The organism is Photobacterium indicum (assembly GCF_003026215.1).
Lineage (GTDB): Bacteria > Pseudomonadota > Gammaproteobacteria > Enterobacterales > Vibrionaceae > Photobacterium > Photobacterium indicum.
Window position 1 is genome coordinate 1120365 of sequence record NZ_PYOC01000001.1, and the last position, 19073, is coordinate 1139437.

A 19073-nucleotide genomic window follows, 5' to 3' on the forward strand; every position below is an offset into this window, starting at 1 on the left:
CAATCGTTCAGGCTGGTATTAGTAATGCCAAGGAAAACGGCTGAAGTCTTGATCTCGTTTTTCCAAAAAGGCATCACGGCCTTCTTGTGCTTCTTCGGTGCCATAGGCTAGACGAGTTGCTTCACCTGCAAATAGTTGCTGTCCGACTAAGCCATCGTCAGACATGTTGAAACCGTATTTAAGCATGCGCATCGCGGTTGGTGATTTGCTATTGATCTCTTTAGCCCAAACAAGTGCTTCATTTTCAAGCTCAACGTGTTCAACAACCTTATTGACCATACCCATGTCATAAGCTTCTTGTGCGCTGTAGTTAAAACCACAGAAGAAGATTTCACGAGCACGTTTCTGGCCAATCATCTTGGCAAGGTAAGCCGAACCGTAGCCTGAGTCAAATGATGCGACATCAGGATCTGTCTGCTTGAATACAGCGTGTTCTTTTGATGCAAGAGTTAAGTCACACACTACGTGTAAACTATGGCCACCACCTACTGCCCAGCCTGGTACGACAGCAATGACTACTTTTGGCATGAAACGAATCATACGCTGAACTTCAAGGATATGCAGGCGACCCATGCGAGCAACATCCGCTTTGCCTGCTTCTTCACCTTCGTATTTGTATCCGTCTTTACCTCGGATACGCTGGTCTCCACCGGAAGAGAATGACCATTGGCCTTTTTTCGACGGACCATTACCGGTTAGCAGTACACAGCCAACATCAGACGTTTGGCGAGCATGGTCAAGGGCTGTGAAAAGTTCATCTACGGTTTTTGGGCGGAATGCATTCAAGCAATCAGGACGGCTGATTGCAATACGAACCGTACCGTGTGCTTTAGCGCGATGATAGGTGACGTCTTCAAAATCAAAGCCAGGGACTTCATCCCATAGTTCAGGATTAAAAATTTCTTTGCTGGTCATGATTACGATTGCCTCATTGGTTAGATGAGACAAGGCTATGGCGTTTGCGCTAAATGTCAATGATTTATGAATAAATATGACAGTCATTATAAGGATTGTTTGGGGCTGGCTTATTATTCAAGCAGATCCATCCTGAACACTCCGTATTAAAATAATAAGGGTTTAGTTCGATCTATATGGAATGCATATAAATTATATCGCAGTAAATGACCTATGGTGATTGGCTCCAGCTTGTTATCTTTTATACTGTAATCATACCCAGCCGAGCCAATGACATTCAAACTTATCCCACAGGCCTTTCATCCTCAGGGCGAGAGTTGTAACTATCGACAAGTTTATTGAGGAAGTATTGACCTGCTGACGTTAAAATCAGATTGTTATGGTGGTTATAAAAAGCGATGTTTCTTTTTACCAGAAAGCTCAATGCATCCTCCCAATTTTCTAGCTTACATGCTTTTAGAATATCAAGTGATTCACTTTGTGCTTTTAAATAAATGAGATCGTTGTCATCAATCCCGTATTGGATAGAGGATAGATGCTCAAGGTTAAATCCACGGCGGGTAAAGATGCTACCGAGAAGAATCAATGTTGCTTGTATTTTCAAAGCCGTTGCATCGGATTCGTCTTCATCTAAATCTAGACCGCGGATATAAAAAAAATCACCTTCAGGCTCAAAAACCAACTTAGATCCAATGTGGCTATATAAGGTTGTGTAGTGATCTAGATGGTTAAATAATGACTGATAAAGATGCGATTCTGTATAAGAGCCTGTGCCATTATTAAATAGAAATTTTGTGATGACCTTACCGGCTTGAAAGGCTTTGTATACATTTCGGCTATCCTTTGCGCTTACAAGGTCAAAACTACTGAAACGTTGATGTTCATTTGTCATTATTGCTTTCTCCCTGAGATCCAAAACGTACTACTTGGTAACGGTATGCTTGTTGTCCATCAGCAATTTTTCTGCGCTTTAATGTTGTAACAATGTTATTACGTGTCGTTTTGAAACGGTTGATAACTAATAGCAGATCCGTGAGCTGGTAGGTTAAGTGATGGCTCGATAGCATGATACTCAGGCGAGGGTGAATATGGGCATGAAGATCAGGCGTATCAACTAATCGCATTTTATCTGCTATTTCTAGAATAAGGCTGTCACGTCTGAGACGATTGGTTTGTGTCCGGTTAATTGTTGCAGAATCGGCTTGCCCGATAGTAAATGACATCAATTTTGCATCATCAATACGCAGTTGTAGCTGACGCCAAAAACCATCAAGGTAGCTTTCTGTTGAAAATATATTTAGACGTTTTGGTTGATTTTTTGAATTGTTTTTAAGCCCAAGCACGAAATCATTATTTTTAACCCATGACGATGAATCTTGAATATAGAATCGATTGAGTCGTTTCGTTAATGTCTGTGAATACTCTTCTTTTAGAGCGCGGTATGCTGCTTCCATCGCATTGTATTCTCTGACCGTTCGGTGGTTCTTTCTGAGAAAAGCCTGGACTTCACGATTACATTGTTCGATAGGTTGGTAACTTTGAAGTAGATTTAGCCCCAGCAGTAAAAGATCATTGGCATCTTCATAACGTTGGTGGCTTTCGAATTTTTCTCTAATGCTATCGATGACTTGATGAAGGTTTCCTTTGTCTACGGTGTAATGCGGGTCAAGAAATTGAAGGGCCGGAGTAATGGAACGGAGCGATAGCTGGCTCGCTTCGCGAAACATTGTCAGCTTATTTTCGATGAAGTTTTGTTCAGACTGGGTGGTTTCTTTTGCAATCTGGCTTAATCGCTGGGATAGCTGTTTCATTTTTAGCTCATTTGAACGTAGCTTACTGCGTATTTCGACGATATGCTCAAAGATGAACTGTCTGGTTTCTCGAAAATCATCATTTTGATCGCTAAATGATAAGTTATCTAACGCGTTCCGAAGCTCCTTTAAGCGGCTTAACATCGCTTTAAACTCAATATCACTGAGCTCTTTTACCAGCTCACTGTTACATAGCCGTAATAAGGTGATTAAAGAGGGCTGAAAAACCATGACGCCTTCGCCTAAGTGCAAGTCAGCAAGAAGATTTGCTTGCTGTAAGTTCTTTACACTGAAGGCAATATTCACTCTTCTTTTTTCTGATTCATCTTGATTCACATAGCGGCGGATATAATCGGCCAACATCAGTTCGTAGCGATGAATTAAGATATTGTTATGGCCACGGCTATCCATCAACGTGATAATGCGGTCCATTAGCTGTACATGATCAAAAAGGATCTTGGTCGTTGTTAGGGTATCAAAGTGTTTCATCGATGACCTCTGCGTGAGAGATGTGTTCATCGAATTTCGCATCTTCAGTTAATTGCATTTCAGGATCATCTAAAGGGGCTAGTGACTCCAATGCGCCCCAATATACGATGCGCCGTTCCTGACTAAAGAATTTGTCTGCTTGTATATCTCCAATATTGCAATGGTTTCCAACCGCAGCAATAACATCAACACCGACGGCCCGGGTTGAAGCGCAAAAGAGTGTAAAGCCTCTTGTTTCAGCTTCTTTTAAAACCGGAGGGATTTGGGGCGGATCGATAGTTGGCAGTTCATCCATAACATAGGGGATATGGTATTTAACGCCGGGCTTGAAGAGCCTTTGCATCAGATATTGAACTATCGCCAGCGTCGTCAGGCTGGTTGTACTATTGCTCTGTGGCTTATCTAGCCAACGTTCTGAACCGATAATTTTATAGCTGATATCAACATTCAGAATGATGTCTTCAAGTGTTAATGTCTGGCTTTCTCCTCGGGAGAAAAATTCTTGGCAGAAGTTAACCAAACTGCGGTAGAAACTCTCTCCCAGTGATTTTTCCGCATAAAAGTCGACCGCCTGTATCTCCGAAACCAGTTTTTTGAACCGGTTATCGAGGCTGATGGAAAATTTCAGACCAGATAAGTTATTGATATTGGTTTCGTTGAGCTCTTGATTGAGGTTTCGTTGGAAATGCTCAATTAATGTCACGTTATCAATCAGCGTTTGTGTTTTTGTATTGAGCAGGTGGTTATGTTCGGTATAGGCGTGCTTTAACGCCGTTTTCTTTTCTGGAAGCTCGCGATAAACCAGCTGTAGCGATTCCATGCCTTCTTTAACATGTTGCCCGCTTGGCGATTGGCTCATGGCAATACGATGTGGATCGTGAATAATTTGCTGTTCAAAGAATACCCGTAATCCATTCAGTACGTTTTCTCTCAGTTTCCTTGCCTGTTCAATATCGTTTTCCAATGTCTCAACAAGCTCTTTCGTTGGTGAACATGGCGTCGCTAAGGCATGTTCTTCATATAGCCGACCTTCCTGGTATTTTTGAAGATGAGCCAACGATGTCACAATGGCATTTATCTCATCAGATTGCTTCAATAAGAGTGTTTGAGCATTTTGATATTTTTTGTGTGCAGCGTCAGTTTTTGTCACCTGACTTTGACCATCAATTATTTTTTGTTTTGCATCAGTAAATTGCTTTTCAGCTTCAATCAGGTGTTCTTTTTTATCGTGGAGATCTTGACGGGTTTGCTGAATGCCATTTAATAACCCTAAGTCATTTCTCGCTTCCGTAACTTCACGCTTCAGTTTATTCAGAACATTTGCGGGCTCAGACTGATACTGCTGTATATCAACGATTTGGTTGTTACAGTCTTGTAGTTTTCTTTCAAGAGAAGCAATGTTTTTTTGCAGTTGTTTTTTTGTGCTGAAGGGGTGTTTTTTCCAATATTGTTGGTGAAAGGAAATTTGTTCATTATCAACGTTAAACAATTCGCTAAAATGTTCAATTTTAGGTATCGCCAGGTGTAACTCCTCGTCAGACAATACTTCTATCAACATATCGGGAATTAATGTCGCGATAACGTCTTGGGCATGAGGTGTCAGGTGGCTGCCAAGCAGGCGGTTGATGTGCTCAATTTTCTCATTCTCTGCAAAAATCTTGTTTTTAAAATCTTCTCTGTTTTTTTGTAGTTCCAGCCTTCGATGTGCATTATTTACATTTTCTTGCAGAACGGAAAGGCGCTGCTCTCTCTCTTGCCGGTACTCTTCAAGGATCAGAATGACTTCTTTTATTTGTGTGCCGGGATACTGTGCGCAAATGGCGTTTACCTTATCAACGCGTGATCTGAATAATTGAATATCTCCTTTAATGCCTTTGCCGTTATTTGCCCGATCTCCGTTGTTACCTATGGTTATTTCTAGCTCTTTAGCTTGAGTACTTATTCGCGAGAGGTTTTGTTTCGCCTGTTCAAATGCTTCATTGCTGTGAAAGACCTTTTCTGCAAGTGGTTTGCTTTTTTCATTCAGCGTTTGCGCTAGTTTTCGTGCTGAAAATAACAAGCTGTTCCAGCGAATATTGATATCATGCAGACGATTTAAGTTGTTGTATTGCTGAAGTACAAGATTATATTTATCTTCTAACCCCTCAACATTAGCAATATAAGCAGTATCTGATTCTAAGCGGCGGTGCTCTTCTTCGATAGCTTCAAGATCGAGTTCAAGGTTATCGGTTTCATCCCGCTTTGATGCTTCAATTAACGCTGCAATTGATTTTGCCAGCTGCTTTCCATCGGTCGTATCTTCAAACATCATATGGGTCATGGTGCGCAAAGCATTGAGTGTCGAATAATCTACTTTTTTGAGAGGCAACAGCGCGAAGCGTCCCGTTTCTGGATCTAAAGCACGTTCAGGGTAGAGAAGCTGACTCACCTGATCGCGATTTTGAGCATGTTCTGTTCCCGGATACTTTTTCTTTAGTTGTTCTCGCATCAATGTTGGTGAAAATTGTGCTTCGGGGCAACCACAATCACCTAGAGATTTATTCCAGATAAAAGGCGAAATGGCATCTAATCGGGCGGGAACAAACAAGCGTTCATAACGGAGAGCGCCGCGTCCCACAAACAGTATCTGGCAGTGATAACCAAAGGCATTCTCTACTTCTAAAATTAACATGGAGTTGGCGGCAGGAAAGTAGAACGAATGGCTTTGCTCACCGGAGTAGTAGCCAGATTTATGTGCAAACCGAAACTTTTTTTCGGCTTTTTTTAACGAGTCCTCAGGAAGCAGAAAGAGTTTTAGCGCCTGAAGTGCTGCGGATTTTCCTGTATTCCCTGGCGCAATGAGCAGCATATGTAAATCAAGGGGAAGTTCACAATAGCAATAACCAGCACTATCAATTAAAGCAATACGTACCGGTCCAAAGGCATCACCTTGCTCCCCTAAGCCATCAAGGCCTAATTGATCTTCACTGTGTATCAGAGTTGTCATTCATTATCTCCATGATTTAAGGTGAGCAGCATTTCTTGTTCCATAAACTGTTTTGTGTGTCGAAATAGCGTTACCAGAGGAAGGAAGTTATATTTTTCTGCGGTTTTAATTGCTGATGCCAGACGGTTATCGCTTTCAGGAGAAAGAAGAAAACACTCTTTAAGTAGTGCTGCGTTATCTGGCAATACGAAGTTTGTGTTAGGGCATTGGCGTTCTATACCTGAATAGGTAGTGAGTCCTCCAAGATCGTAATCGAGTAGAAAGGCACAGCGTTCATAGCGTTGATAAAATGGCATAAATAACTGATTTGCAGCGCCGTTGCCTTCTCCCATTGCGACATCCCAATCTTTGATATCCCAATGATCATTGGTCATATAGTTCAAGGCTTCGAACGTTTGTTGTAGTTGAAAAAAAAGTGCACGGTTTTCAATAACAAGTAACGAATTTACCTTGCCTGTTTTTTCTAGATTTTCAGTTTCATGCTGTTGGTCTTTACAAAAAACGACCGTGGTCAATTCACCATTATGAGCGGTACGAAGAAGCAATGGCGCAAAATCGACCCGTACCAGATGGCTGTTTCCTCGTTTTGCTGCATCTACTCGACTGGTTGGTGCAACGGACTCCGCTTTTAATTGTTCATAAATTGACAGATTTTTGGGAGTCAGATGCCATTTGAACTTAGATACCTTTTCAATCGCAAAAAGGTCATGCAATCGATGTTGATATTGCTTAGGAAGGATCTGATGAAATGTATTGAGGTTAACAGGGGAGCCAGCATCAATCTTCTTAAGGTAAAGGTTTATTCGGCTCATATGTTATTCGAAACTTATGCTAAATCACACATTGGTCAATTTAATATACACATTTCAGGCGTGAGCAGAAATGTACGGAGTTGTTTTAATCGACACATGTCTGATTTATAAATATTTTATTGTTTTTTCCAAGCCGTTGAGGTGATTATTAGTTCTATCTGTGTGATGGGTAAAGAGACGCTCGTAAATCATCAACAGAAAGCATGCGGACACTAGAGTTGAATGCAACGTTATGGAATACCAATATTCAAAATTTGATTCGCTTGATGGATAAAAAACAAATTGCCATCACTCAAGAAACAATGGTTGCCAGATCGTTACCACTAACAACCATCAGCATAAATTAAAACAGATAAGGCTGTAATTCGGCTAAATTCTCAATCACTAATTGCTGCTGATAGCGTGCAGAGACTCGTCTACAGTGCCTTGGTTTTGCCGTTAATTGGTCAGGCCTAATGAAGATGCCTTTGGGGATAACGAATACATTAATATCACTCCTGATGTTCAATATATTAAAAATCCTGCGTTATTGTCTGATTCAGATACTTAGTTAGTTGGCATTAGAGCAAGTATTGCGATCTAATGTTAGTTAGACATATGTAAGCCGTCGGTAGTATCATGATTCAGTCCTTAAGGTTTCAATCGGTACAGAAATGAACTCAACGCTTCTTCTTGATATAACGACCCACGCTTTATTACACATTGAATTTTGTAACCTTGATAAAAAGCTAACCATTACAGAACGAAACATCAAACTAAATCAATTTTTAAAACGCGCTATTAAATCCAATCGTTACAAACGTATTAAAAAGAACATTAAGCAGTGGTTAACGATTGCCAAACTTAACGATGGACTGGAATTGTTACTCTTGTCTGAGCAGAAGAAACTTATCGAAAATTGTTCGAGTGATATGCATCGCTTTGTTGAACTGATCAGCATGATAGAATCTCAGCTAGCGACGAAAGTTCAGTTCGCTAATGCACGTGAACTTGATTTGCAGGCACGGTTTGGTCAAGTGCTTGTCTGTGTGATTGAGTCTGATTTACAAGCTATTTTTGACGAGGAAGGGTTGATGGTCAAAACAACTCAAATATTATTCGTCGGTTCACCAGAATATAAAGATATATTTTCAGAGCAGATTGATAAAAGTGCTCACTTCCAATCAGTACTCGCATACGAAGACGAAACGCATTTACGAATTGAGCTTTGTAGGTTGTAATCATATCTTATTATCAAAACAGATACTTACTATTGCTTCTTCCATATTAAGACATATTTCAGGACCGAACACTTTAGTGTTTATAGTAAATGATGGTGTTTTAAAGAGTTTCTCTGATGTATAAACCCCACTAATTCTTACCACGCGTAAAAATTAGTGGGTTTAGTTTTGATTTCTATAGAGCTACGTTATTTAGCAATCAGTAATTAATGATTAACCTTAATTAAAGTCGGTTGCTAATTTACCTTGTGATTTTTCACTGCGATTTGCTTTAGCGATGAACAGTAAGCCAATTATTGGAACAATGACTGCTGCGAAAGGGATCATGCCGGCGCCTAGTTGGCTATCAAGTACCATGCCGCCAAGGAATCCACCAAATGCATTGGCTAGGTTGAACGCTGAGATATTGGCTGTAGCTGCAAGTTCCTGACCTTCACCACCATGATTCATCACTCGAAGCTGCATTGCTGGTACGTTTGCAAATGATGCAATACCGAATACAAACGCGGTGACGATAAATAAAATCTTGTTATCAACAACTAGACCAACAGCAATCAATGAGATAATCATTGCTACAGCCCAGAACATAGATGCTTTGCTAAGATTTTTGTCGGAAGAACGCCCACCCAATATGTTACCAATGATTAGACCTGCCCCTACAATAACGAGAATCCATGTAACGGCCTCTTCGCCGTAACCTGTCGTATGCATAGCGATGGGTGCAAGGTAGCCGTATAGCGTCATGAAACCTGACCATGATAAAGCGGTAATTGCTAAGCTAATTAATAGCATTGGATTTTTGAATGCCATAAGCTGGGTTTTAATATTCTTCGCCTCACCATGACCCGTTGATTTGATAGACGTTAGAATTGAAATCATTGCAATGGCACCGAATGCGGCAACAGTAAAGAATGTGGTGTGCCATCCGAACTGCAAGCTGATCCACGTGCCAGCAGGAACCCCCAGTACATTGGCAAGAGTCAGACCTGCGAACATCTGCCCAACAGCACGGCCGGCCATTTTTTCTGATACTAAGTTGGTCGCAACAACAGCGCCAATACCATAAAATGGACCTTGTACAAGACCTGCAATAATACGGCTAATTAGTAGTAAACTATAGTTTGGGGCCAGTGCTGACAGTACATTACCAATAATAAACAGTGCCATTAATCCGGTGAGTACAATCTTCTTATTAAAACGGGCTAAATAAATGGTTAAGATTGGACCGCCGATAACAATGGCTAGTGCGTAAGCACTGATTAAGTAACCAGCCTGACCTTCAGTAATAGAGAGTGACGTTGCTATCTGAGGAAGAATTCCCGCAATAACAAACTCTGCAGTGCCGATGGCGAATGCCGCGAGTGTTAATATCCAGACCTGAAACGGCATTTTTTCTTTATTCATGATTGATTATCTCTACTTATTTTTCGGTATTGATGGGCGTATTCATGGGATTCGTTTTGTACGCCCATGCAGCATTTTTTATGTGTTAGTTGACTAAAGCGCCACCATCGACATCGATGATTGAGCCAGTCATGTATTGATTTGAGATTGCCATGATGTAAGCCATTGCAATATCTGACGCCTCGCCAACTTTACCTGCGGGTAAATTCTGTTTCGCGTTTTCATACATGGCTTCACGCGCTGTTTCATCCATGTTGTTATAGGCAGTGGTCATTGTGAGACCAGGGCTGACAGCGTTAACGCGAATAGGCGATAGCTCTTTAGCAAGCACTTTTGTCACAGCTTCTAAAGCGGCATTAATGGCTGTTTTTGTGTAAGTGTTGGCAACCACTTTGCGTGAAAGCATTCCCGTCGTTAGCGTGATAGAGCCATTCGGTGTCATATAACGAGCCGCATGTTTCGCGACATTAATTGTTCCCCAGAATTTGGTATCAAATGCTTTTTTCGCATCATCAATGGCGACATCAGTCACCTTTCCGGCAGGAGCGAATGAGCCAGCGGTAATAACAAGGTGATCGAAAGGGCCAATCGATTCGAAGTAACGATGAACAGCTCTCTCGTCACTGATATCCAAGCCTGCTTTACGGCTTGCAACGTGGACAATGTTATTGCCATTATCGAAGTGTTTCGCGACGGCTTCCCCGATACCTGATGTGCCGCCAATGATGACGTACGTTGTTTTTTCCTGTTTCATAATCCGTTCCTTTTCGTTGTTCTTGTTGATGATTGCCATTATATTTGTTCGTATTAATTTGATAATTGAGTAAAATGTGAAATCATTATTCGGATAAACTGAACAATAGGGGGGAGGGGTGAGACGTGGACAAGTTTTCTGATATGGCAATGTTCGTGAGCATAGTGAAGCATCAAGGGCTAGCGGCTGCAGGACGTGATCTTGGCCTTTCTCCTGCTACTATGACGGCGAGGCTTCAGGCACTTGAAGAAAGGTATGGTGTGAAGCTTCTTAATCGAAGTACAAGGCATGTATCACTTACAGACTCTGGTGAGCTCTACCATAAAGCCTGTATTGAGATATTAGATAACGTCAGTGAAGCTGAGAACCTTATTCAGAATGGTGTTAAGGAAGTGAAAGGTTCACTAAAAATCGCCGCACCCAAAGATATTGGTAAACAATATATCCTTCCTATATTGTCTGAGTTCTGTAAACAGTATCCAGATGTTGTGCCTTATCTATATTTGGACGATCACATCTCTAATATTGCTGAATCGGGTATGGATATCGTGATTCGATATGGAGAGCTTGCAGATAGCAGCTTGATATCACGGCGACTGTCTCCAAGCCGCCGAGTGCTATGTGCATCGCCTGAATATTTGGCAAAGCATGGAACACCACTAAAACCACAAGACTTAGTTAATCATGATTGCCTAGCAATGCTTCGCAGCAATGAAGAACTAAAGACATGGCATTTCCAAGAGCAAGACAAGAAGAACGCAATTACCGTTGTACCTAAGCGATTCTCAGATGATGGTGAAGTGATTAGATACTGGGCATTAGAAGGGGTCGGTATAGCGCTTAAATCAGCTTTAGACGTGCAAGCTGATATTAATAACCTACGTCTTGTCACTGTGCTCAATGGCTATATGAAGAACTTTAATACATCAATGTCTGTATCAAGCGCAGACTTGAATGTTGTGTACATTAGTAAAAAGTATCAGCCTAAGCGCATTCGACTATTCTTAGATTTTCTGTTTGAACGATTCAGCATAATGGCTCAGAAATGAGTGTACAATCCCTTCTTTGTTGAGCTATTTAACTCGAGCAAGACTGCCTTATCATTAGCTTCGGTGGGAATATAAGGCTTTTAATCGGTTCCTCATTGCCATTCATTCGAGCTAAAAGGATTTCACCAGCAGCTTTGCCTATTTCTTTTGCGCATACAGATATGGTCGTTAATGAAGGGAAGGTATCTGATGCCTCAGGAACATCATCAAATCCCACAACGGCAATATCTTTACCTACCGTCAAACCTCGATCTTTAATTGCCCGCATTACACCAAACGCAACAATATCCTGATAGCCAATAATCGCGGTAATCTGAGGGTGCTTTTCAAGCATTTTTCTTGTCTCAACAGCACCTTCAGATCGGCTAGCCCCACAGGTACTAATATATTTTTCATTGAAGGGGATACCGTGTTCTATTAGTTTTGACATGTATCCACCTAAGCGATGAGAACGCGTTTTGGATCTTTCTTGCCCACCAATAAAGGCAATGTGCTTGTGGCCTAGTTGGATTAAATGCTCGGTAGCGACCTGCAGTCCTAAAAAATTATTGGTGCCAACAAAATCAAATTGTCCTTCCCCTACGGGACGAACAGCAAGCACAACAGGAAAACCTCGTCCTCTTACTGTTTTGAGGTAATCAACATTAGTATCAGTGGCTGGGCACATCACCATGCCGCCTGCATTTTGGCTAATTAGTGAGTCGATAAACTTATCTTGGCGCTCTACATTTTCTTCGGCGTTGGCTAAAAAAAGTAATGTATTTTGTTGTTCCAAATAATGGCTAAGTCCTGCAATCATCTCGGAATAAAACGGGTTGGTGATATCAGGAATGACTAACCCAACAAGATTGCTCCGCTTATGGCGTAAATTGGCAGCCGCTTGATTATAAACATATCCAAGCTCTTCAATTGCTTGCAGTACTTTACTGCGAGTGGCTTCTGATATTCGTCCTTTACTGGTTAAAACCATCGAAACTGTTGCGGTTGAAACTCCGCAATATTTTGCCACATCAGCAATGGTTGGTTTTGCCATAAATGTCCTTACATTTGGGTTAACTTTGCGATTAATCGTTTAACCTAATTTGAGCAAAAAAGTGGCGAATAACTGTGATCGATATCGATAAATTGGCATGTTTAAAGGGTTAATGAATGATAAATGATGGGTTAACCGCGTTAACCTATTTGATGGAAAGCGTACTTGCTGATTAATATATTACCAACAGATTAACCAAGGGTGATGTATGAAGTATCTATCTGGCAACTCGAATTATGACAAATTTCCGCATGTGGAAATTACAGGGTTTGGCAATCAAGCTTGGCAAGATTGGTCAACGATAGTTACAGAAGTTGAAGAACGAGTGAGTAATAACCAAAAGCATGTTTTGGTTATCGATACGTACCACGGTGTTGATCATAATGAGCTACTAGAGCAGCTCATCACGCCATTAAACCCTAGTCACGTAGTATTTACAGATGAAGCTAAATATAGCGAAGAACACATCTTCGAGATGCTAGAGCGCAATATTACCGATGATCGTGTGTTTGGGGTGATTGCGCCGCATAAATTAAATGAGTTTTTTGATGCTGAAAAACTCTCCGAGATCAAACATCAAATTGAAAGTGCAACAGATGGCTTAATTGTGGTGTATGGGCATGGGGCAAAATTATTTGCTGAAGGTGATACGTTCATCTACGCCGATCTTGCGCGATGGGAAATTCAGCAGCGTTTTCGTCGTGGAGAGTTGGGTAACTGGGGCGTTGAAAATACCGATGAAGATGTTTTACGCCGCTATAAACGTGCATTTTTCATCGAATGGCGTGTTTTCGACCGTTATAAAACGAAATTACTCCCTCAAGCTGATTTTCTGTTGGATACAAACGTTGCACTAACGCCGAAAATGGTGACGGGTAAAGCATTTATGGCAGGTTTAGAACAAACCGTACAACAGCCATTTCGTCTAGTGCCATTCTTTGACCCTGGTGTTTGGGGCGGGCAGTGGATGAAGGAAGTCTGTGATTTAGATGAAACGAAGCCAAATTATGCTTGGTGTTTTGACTGCGTGCCTGAAGAAAATAGTCTTTTGCTAAAATACGATGATGTGATTGTTGAAGTGCCTTCCCAAGACCTCGTATTACTCGAACCTAAGCGATTGCTCGGTGAAGAAGTGCATGCTCGTTTCGGGGCTGAATTTCCGATCCGCTTTGATTTTCTCGATACCATGGAAGGTCAGCACCTTAGCCTTCAAGTACACCCGTTGACCGAATACATCCAACAAGAGTTTGGCATGCATTACACTCAAGATGAAAGCTATTACATGCTTGACGTTGGTGATGATGCGAGTGTGTATTTAGGCACTAAAACGGGGACGAACCCCGACGAGATGATGGCAGATCTTGAAGCGGCACAGCGAGGAGAAAAGACCTTTGACGATGAACGTTTTATTAATCAATTTCCAGCCAAGAAACATGATCACTTTTTGATTCCTGCCGGTACTGTTCACTGTTCGGGTTCTAATTCGATGGTGTTAGAGATTAGCGCGACGCCGTATATCTTTACATTCAAACTCTGGGATTGGGACCGTTTAGGCTTAGACGGTCAGCCTCGTCCTGTGCACCTTGACCACGGTAAAGAAGTTATTCAATGGAATTGCAATACGGAATGGTGCGAAGAGCATTTGGTGAATGCCATTACTCCTATTGCTGAAGGGAAAGGATGGCGAGAAGAGAAGACGGGACTCCATGAGCGAGAATTTATCGAAACGCGCCGTCATTGGTTCAGCCAACCTGTTAGTCACAATACTGAGGGCAACGTCAATGTTCTGAACTTGGTGGAAGGCAAAGAGGCGCTGGTATTGAGCCCCGACAATTTATTTGTTCCATTTGTTGTTCATTATGCAGAAACCTTTGTTATTCCGGCTCAAGTAGGGGAATACATTATTCAGCCGCATGGGGCGAGTGAAGGGGCAGAAATTGCAACCATTAAAGCATACGTAAGAGGTTAATTATGCTGCATTTTTTAATAGCAACTCATGGGCCACTGGCTAGTGCATTAGTTTCAAGCGCAAAAATGGTGTTTGGTGAACTTCAGAATACATCGTGTGTATCGCTTACCGAAGAGGGCGGTATAGAGCAATTCAAACAAGACTTTAATACTGAGATTCGAGATATAGCCGGCCAAGTCGAGGGCATTGTGGTGCTTTGTGATTTGGAATGCGGTACACCCTATAACATTGCCTGTACTTACGCATTTGATGGGAGTTTTCCTGTTCCTGTCGAAGTAGTCACGGGCATTAATTTTCCAACGTTGCTGATGACGGCTGATTTTGTGGAAGAGTCAGATCCAGCATCCGTTGCACAGACATTACAACAAGAAGCGCTTAACACGATCGTGGTTGCAAAACCGGTGAGTGTTGATCAAGACGACGATTTTTAAGGAGCAAGCATGACTATTTCATTTGTAAGAATCGACGACCGTGTGATTCACGGTCAGTTAATGACTCGCTGGGCGAAAGAATTACCGTGTGATGGCATTGTTGCTATCGATGATGCAGTAGCGGCTGACCCACTACTTTCTCAGGTAATGAAAGGGGCGGTAACCGATGTGAAAGTCTGGTTATTTGATGCAGATACAGCGATTAGTAAGCTGCCGAAAGTGATTGCGAGTGATAAGAAATATTTTGTTATTGCCAAATCACCAGTCACGCTGCAGAGAATCAGCGAAGCCGGTATCGATCTTTCTAATTTAAATGGAAAGATTAATGTAGGCCCAATGAGTGCACGAGAAGGAACAACAACAATAGGAAATAATCAGAGCGTAAACCCAGATGAAGTTTCAGCTTTTGAATACCTATCTCAATTGGGGCATCAAATAGATTTCCGGCTTGTTCCGGATGCTAGCGCCTACAACTGGGATACCGCACAGAAAAAATTAAATAAATAACAGCGGTCCAAATTTTTTGACGTGATTAGAAGGAACAGATTATGTTTTTTGAAGCAGTTGTTATCGGGATACTGTGTTATCTCGGTGCGTTATCAACACCTTGGTTACTAGGTCTTACTGGTGGCTGGTACACATTAAGTCGACCACTGGTTTCTGGAATGTTGGTTGGCATTGTATTAGGTGATATTCAGACGGGAATAATGGTGGGTGTAGCTGTTCAGGCAGTCTATATTGCGATGGTGACACCGGGTGGTTCGATGCCAGCCGATCTTAACTTTGTCGCGTACCCTGCTGTTGCACTTGGTATTATGTCGGGACAGGGTGTCGAAGTAGCCGTTGCGATTGCGGCAACAATTGGTATTGCAGGAACCATTATTTTTAACTTTATGATGGTACTGAACTCTTATTGGAATCACCGTGCCGATTTGTCGGTAGATGATGGTGATGATAAGGGGGTATACATGAATACCGCTATTTATCCTCAGATCACCAACTTTTTGATGCGCTTCATTCCTACCTTTATCGCTGTTTATTTTGGCAATCAATATATCGAAGGCTTCATGGCAAGCTTGCCTGACTTGGTTATCAATACCATGACTGTGCTGGGTGGTATCTTGCCTGCCGTTGGTATCGCCATCTTGCTAAAACAAATAATCAAAGAAACGTCGATGCTGATTTATTTCCTTGTTGGTTTTGTCTGCATTGTCTTTTTGAACCTCAATATGGTTGGTCTTGTGATGATCGGTGCACTGTTTGCGCTACTGCATTACAACTACAAGCCAGATCCACAGCCTACGGCTGTAACACCAAATCAAGTAATGGACGACGATGAGGATGAATTCTAATGACTACAAAACATGATCAACTCAGCACTGATATTAATGCCAAGATCGCGTTAGATAAGAAAGACCTCATTAAATGTTGGCGTTCGTGGATGATGTACAACCTTTCATCAATGAGTTTCGAGCGTTTGGCGTCATTCGGCTTTTGCCTTGGAATAATGCCAGCACTAAAGAAGCTATATCCCAACAAAGATAAGCGCCAAGAAGCAATGAAACGCCATTCTTCTTTCTATAACACTGAGCCACAGCTTGGCGCCATCATCAGTGGCTTGGCGGTGGGTTTAGAAGAAAAGAAAGCCAATGGTGAGCCTATTGATGGCGAAACTATTAATACGTTGAAAGTAGGCTTGATGGGGCCGATTGCCGGTATTGGCGATTCTATGGTACCCGGTATGCTTGTTCCTATTCTTCTCAGTATCGGTATGGCTTTGGCTGCTGGTGGCAGTATGCTAGGACCACTGTTTTATATTATTGCATTTAATGCCATTGTCATTGTCGGTTCTTATACCTTGTTTATGAAGGGATATAAGATGGGTACGGGTTCAGTCGAAGTACTGGTTAGCCATAAATCGACCAAAATTCGAGAAGCGCTCTCGTTGCTGGGGGTCTTTGTGATGGGGGGCGTGGCGGCGAGCTATGTCAATCTTGGTACGGGGCTTGAGTTTGTAACCAGTGATGGTGTAGATATCAATGTTCAGGCGATGCTTGATGGTATTTTCCCTAAACTGATGCCATTAGTGATTGTGCTTGGAACTTGGTATGCAATGGCAAAGAAAAACCTAAGTCCAGTAAAAGCCATGTTGTCTTTGGTTGTCATCTCGGCCATTGGTGTAGCGATTGGCCTCTTTTAAGGTAAACAAGTAAAGAGAGGGTCATCGGCTCTCTCTACTCCTTCTTAAGTAGAGATATCATTATGAATACCATTTCGCAGCAAGCGAAACGCTGTCAGGTATGGCTTTCTGAACTCGCACTTCCACGGTGGCAACACCATTTTGATAAAAAGACAGGCATTTTCCCCGAAGGCATTTATCAAGATGGTCGCGTATACCAAGAAAACGTTATCCGCTTTCGTGTTCAGCCTCGTCAATTATATGTTTATGCTCATGCTACCGAGCTCGGTCTTATTGATGCTTGTCAAGATATAGATCAAGCAATTCATGTTGGCTTCCCTCAATTTCAAACTGAGAAAGAGACATTTGCATTCTCAGTCGATGATGAATTGAACATTAAAAATAGTGAAACCAATGCTTATGAACATGCTTTTGCGTTATTGGGTTATGCATGGCATTACCGATTGACGAGAGAACAAGCCAGCCTAGACAAAATGGAAGCCATCTATCTATGGTTTCAGTGTGAATTGGCAGATGCAGAAAATGGTGGATTTTACTCATCTACACACTGTTCTTCTCTACGCTGCCAGAACCCACATATGCACTTATTCGAAGCTTTAATGGTGTGCTATGAACATACCAATAATGCTCAATGGCTGGAACGCGCGAATAGTATTTTCACTCTATTCTCTGAACGTTTTATGCAGAAGGAGTATTTATGTGAGTTTTTTGATAGTCAGCTCGCCCCGAAACACCCGCTAAGTAATCTCGTCGACCCTGGACACCATTATGAATGGATTTGGCTACTACATCATTATCAAAAGCTGACAAAAATCGATGTGTCAGTTTACATCGAGAGATTGAATTATTTTGCTTCTATGTATGGGCATAACGATAATGGTTTGGTTAGAGATGAAGTAAAAAATAACGGGGTGGTATTTCGCTCAACATCTAGATTATGGTGCCAAACCGAATATCTTAAAGCTCAGATAGCACTATGGGAGCGCCATCCATCTCCTGAACGGGAACAACGTGTTTGCCAAGCTGTTGATGTGATTTTTAGTGCTTACTTGAATCCGGCTCAGAACGGTCTTTGGTTTGATCAACTGGATTGCGAAGGGCTGCCATTACAAAAGAACTCACCAGCGAGTACTTTTTATCACTTATTTCTAGCATTTTCAGAACTGCTTAGAGTTGCAAAGTAAGGACATTATATGAACGTATTAACACCTCCCAGTATTAACTATGTGACGGGTAAGATAAATGCGGGGAATCTTGTTGAAAAAGTAACGTTGTTATCATCACTTGATGGTGTTTTTGCCGATAAAGCTGCCTATGCTTCACTGCCTGATGATCGTGTTATATACAGTGTTGAAATGCTGCCAGCAGAATCTGCAGAAGGAGAGCTTAACTTTGGTGTATCACATATTGAAGCGGGTAGCGTTGGTGATGAATTTTTTATGACCCGAGGTCACTTTCACGAACGTATCGAGCAAGCTGAATACTATTTTGGAAGTGCTGGTGAAGGCCTGCTTATCTTGCAAGCTCAAACAGGTGTAGTGAGCATTGAAAAAGTCTTTCCGGGGAGTATTCATCATATCGGTGGGTTCATCGCTCATCGGTTAGTTAATACGGGAAACTCGCGATTGTCGGCACTTGCTGTTTGGTCATCAATAGCAGGTCATAACTATAGTGCACTTAAAGATAACGGTTTTAATGTTCGAGTATTAAAAGGAGGCGGTGGGTATAGAATTACAGAGTGCTTTTAATATCTAGGTTGATTAAGAAAGCGTATTTAATTTTTTATATTAAGTAGTTAGTGTTTTTACCGTTATCTTGTGGTTTATTGAGGTTGAAACACTAGAGCAATCTTATCTGGTGCTGAGTCTTGGTAGGCTCCATACACCGCTCAAGACTTCTATCAGGTTTGGCATGCATTTCCTGTTTTCCCCCCTATTGTATGAAGCTGTTGATAGGTCTCATTTATTACTAATCATTGTTTAGTAAAGGTCGTGATTGCT

Annotated in this window: 18 protein-coding genes; 10 read left to right on the plus strand and 8 right to left on the minus strand. The window is 41.7% G+C overall.

Annotation, left to right across the window (positions count from 1 at the left end; translation table 11 throughout):
• Positions 1-18: 18 nt before the first annotated feature.
• The 5 genes from C9J47_RS04985 to C9J47_RS05005 form a co-directional block, all read right to left on the minus strand.
• Positions 19-915: a 1,4-dihydroxy-2-naphthoyl-CoA synthase gene (locus C9J47_RS04985; RefSeq protein WP_006229955.1), complete on the minus strand. Its 897-nt coding sequence runs from the start codon at positions 913-915 to the stop codon at positions 19-21.
• Positions 916-1198: 283 nt separating this feature from the next.
• Positions 1199-1807, minus strand: coding sequence for a condensin complex protein MksE (locus C9J47_RS04990; RefSeq protein WP_107252504.1), 609 nt, complete (start codon positions 1805-1807; stop codon positions 1199-1201).
• Entirely contained in the window at positions 1797-3215 is a 1419-nt protein-coding gene (locus C9J47_RS04995) for a hypothetical protein (RefSeq protein WP_107252505.1), read from the minus strand. Before C9J47_RS04995 ends, C9J47_RS04990 begins: the two co-directional genes overlap by 11 nt.
• Complete coding sequence (locus C9J47_RS05000; RefSeq protein ID WP_107252506.1) at positions 3202-6201, minus strand: hypothetical protein; 3000 nt, start codon at positions 6199-6201, stop codon at positions 3202-3204. Before C9J47_RS05000 ends, C9J47_RS04995 begins: the two co-directional genes overlap by 14 nt.
• Positions 6198-7013 carry a hypothetical protein gene (locus C9J47_RS05005; RefSeq protein ID WP_107252507.1) on the minus strand — a complete coding sequence of 272 codons (816 nt, stop codon included), beginning with the start codon at positions 7011-7013 and terminating at the stop codon, positions 6198-6200. The genes C9J47_RS05000 and C9J47_RS05005 overlap by 4 nt, the downstream gene beginning before the upstream one ends.
• Before the next feature lie 203 nt (positions 7014-7216).
• Here C9J47_RS05005 and C9J47_RS26980 point away from each other — a divergent pair, with 203 nt between their 5' ends.
• Together C9J47_RS26980 and C9J47_RS05010 are read left to right on the plus strand one after the other, a co-directional pair.
• A complete protein-coding gene (locus C9J47_RS26980) occupies positions 7217-7360 on the plus strand; it encodes a hypothetical protein (protein WP_170107425.1) in 144 nt (47 codons plus the stop codon).
• A 306-nt stretch (positions 7361-7666) separates the two neighbouring features.
• A complete protein-coding gene (locus C9J47_RS05010) occupies positions 7667-8233 on the plus strand; it encodes a DUF2913 family protein (protein WP_107252508.1) in 567 nt (188 codons plus the stop codon).
• A gap of 219 nt (positions 8234-8452) precedes the next feature.
• Here the strand turns inward: C9J47_RS05010 and C9J47_RS05015 are convergent, their stop codons facing one another.
• On the minus strand, positions 8453-9637 hold the full coding sequence (locus C9J47_RS05015; protein ID WP_107252509.1) for an MFS transporter: 1185 nt from the start codon (positions 9635-9637) through the stop codon (positions 8453-8455).
• Between the two features lie 85 nt (positions 9638-9722).
• Positions 9723-10391 (minus strand): SDR family oxidoreductase, encoded by a 669-nt coding sequence (locus C9J47_RS05020; protein ID WP_107252510.1) that lies wholly within the window; start codon positions 10389-10391, stop codon positions 9723-9725.
• Between the two features lie 125 nt (positions 10392-10516).
• Between C9J47_RS05020 and C9J47_RS05025 the strand changes: the two genes are divergently transcribed.
• Positions 10517-11440 carry a LysR family transcriptional regulator gene (locus C9J47_RS05025; protein WP_107252511.1) on the plus strand — a complete coding sequence of 308 codons (924 nt, stop codon included), beginning with the start codon at positions 10517-10519 and terminating at the stop codon, positions 11438-11440.
• 28 nt (positions 11441-11468) lie between these two features.
• Here the strand turns inward: C9J47_RS05025 and C9J47_RS05030 are convergent, their stop codons facing one another.
• Complete coding sequence (locus tag C9J47_RS05030) at positions 11469-12473, minus strand: LacI family DNA-binding transcriptional regulator (RefSeq protein ID WP_107252512.1); 1005 nt, start codon at positions 12471-12473, stop codon at positions 11469-11471.
• A gap of 208 nt (positions 12474-12681) precedes the next feature.
• Here C9J47_RS05030 and C9J47_RS05035 point away from each other — a divergent pair, with 208 nt between their 5' ends.
• The 7 genes from C9J47_RS05035 to C9J47_RS05065 all read left to right on the plus strand — a co-directional run bounded on the left by C9J47_RS05035 (position 12682) and on the right by C9J47_RS05065 (position 18821).
• Entirely contained in the window at positions 12682-14442 is a 1761-nt protein-coding gene (locus C9J47_RS05035) for a class I mannose-6-phosphate isomerase (protein WP_107252513.1), read from the plus strand.
• A 2-nt stretch (positions 14443-14444) separates the two neighbouring features.
• A complete protein-coding gene (locus C9J47_RS05040; protein WP_107252514.1) occupies positions 14445-14873 on the plus strand; it encodes a PTS sugar transporter subunit IIA in 429 nt (142 codons plus the stop codon).
• Positions 14874-14882: 9 nt separating this feature from the next.
• Positions 14883-15380, plus strand: a complete 498-nt coding sequence (locus C9J47_RS05045; RefSeq protein ID WP_006229943.1) for a PTS sugar transporter subunit IIB — start codon at positions 14883-14885, stop codon at positions 15378-15380.
• Between the two features lie 41 nt (positions 15381-15421).
• Positions 15422-16225 carry a PTS mannose/fructose/sorbose/N-acetylgalactosamine transporter subunit IIC gene (locus C9J47_RS05050; protein ID WP_006229942.1) on the plus strand — a complete coding sequence of 268 codons (804 nt, stop codon included), beginning with the start codon at positions 15422-15424 and terminating at the stop codon, positions 16223-16225.
• Positions 16225-17073 (plus strand): PTS system mannose/fructose/sorbose family transporter subunit IID, encoded by an 849-nt coding sequence (locus C9J47_RS05055; protein ID WP_107252515.1) that lies wholly within the window; start codon positions 16225-16227, stop codon positions 17071-17073. The genes C9J47_RS05050 and C9J47_RS05055 overlap by 1 nt, the downstream gene beginning before the upstream one ends.
• 62 nt (positions 17074-17135) lie before the next feature.
• Complete coding sequence (locus tag C9J47_RS05060; RefSeq protein WP_107252516.1) at positions 17136-18257, plus strand: AGE family epimerase/isomerase; 1122 nt, start codon at positions 17136-17138, stop codon at positions 18255-18257.
• A gap of 9 nt (positions 18258-18266) precedes the next feature.
• Positions 18267-18821 carry a glucose-6-phosphate isomerase family protein gene (locus tag C9J47_RS05065; protein ID WP_107252517.1) on the plus strand — a complete coding sequence of 185 codons (555 nt, stop codon included), beginning with the start codon at positions 18267-18269 and terminating at the stop codon, positions 18819-18821.
• Positions 18822-19073 lie beyond the last annotated feature (252 nt).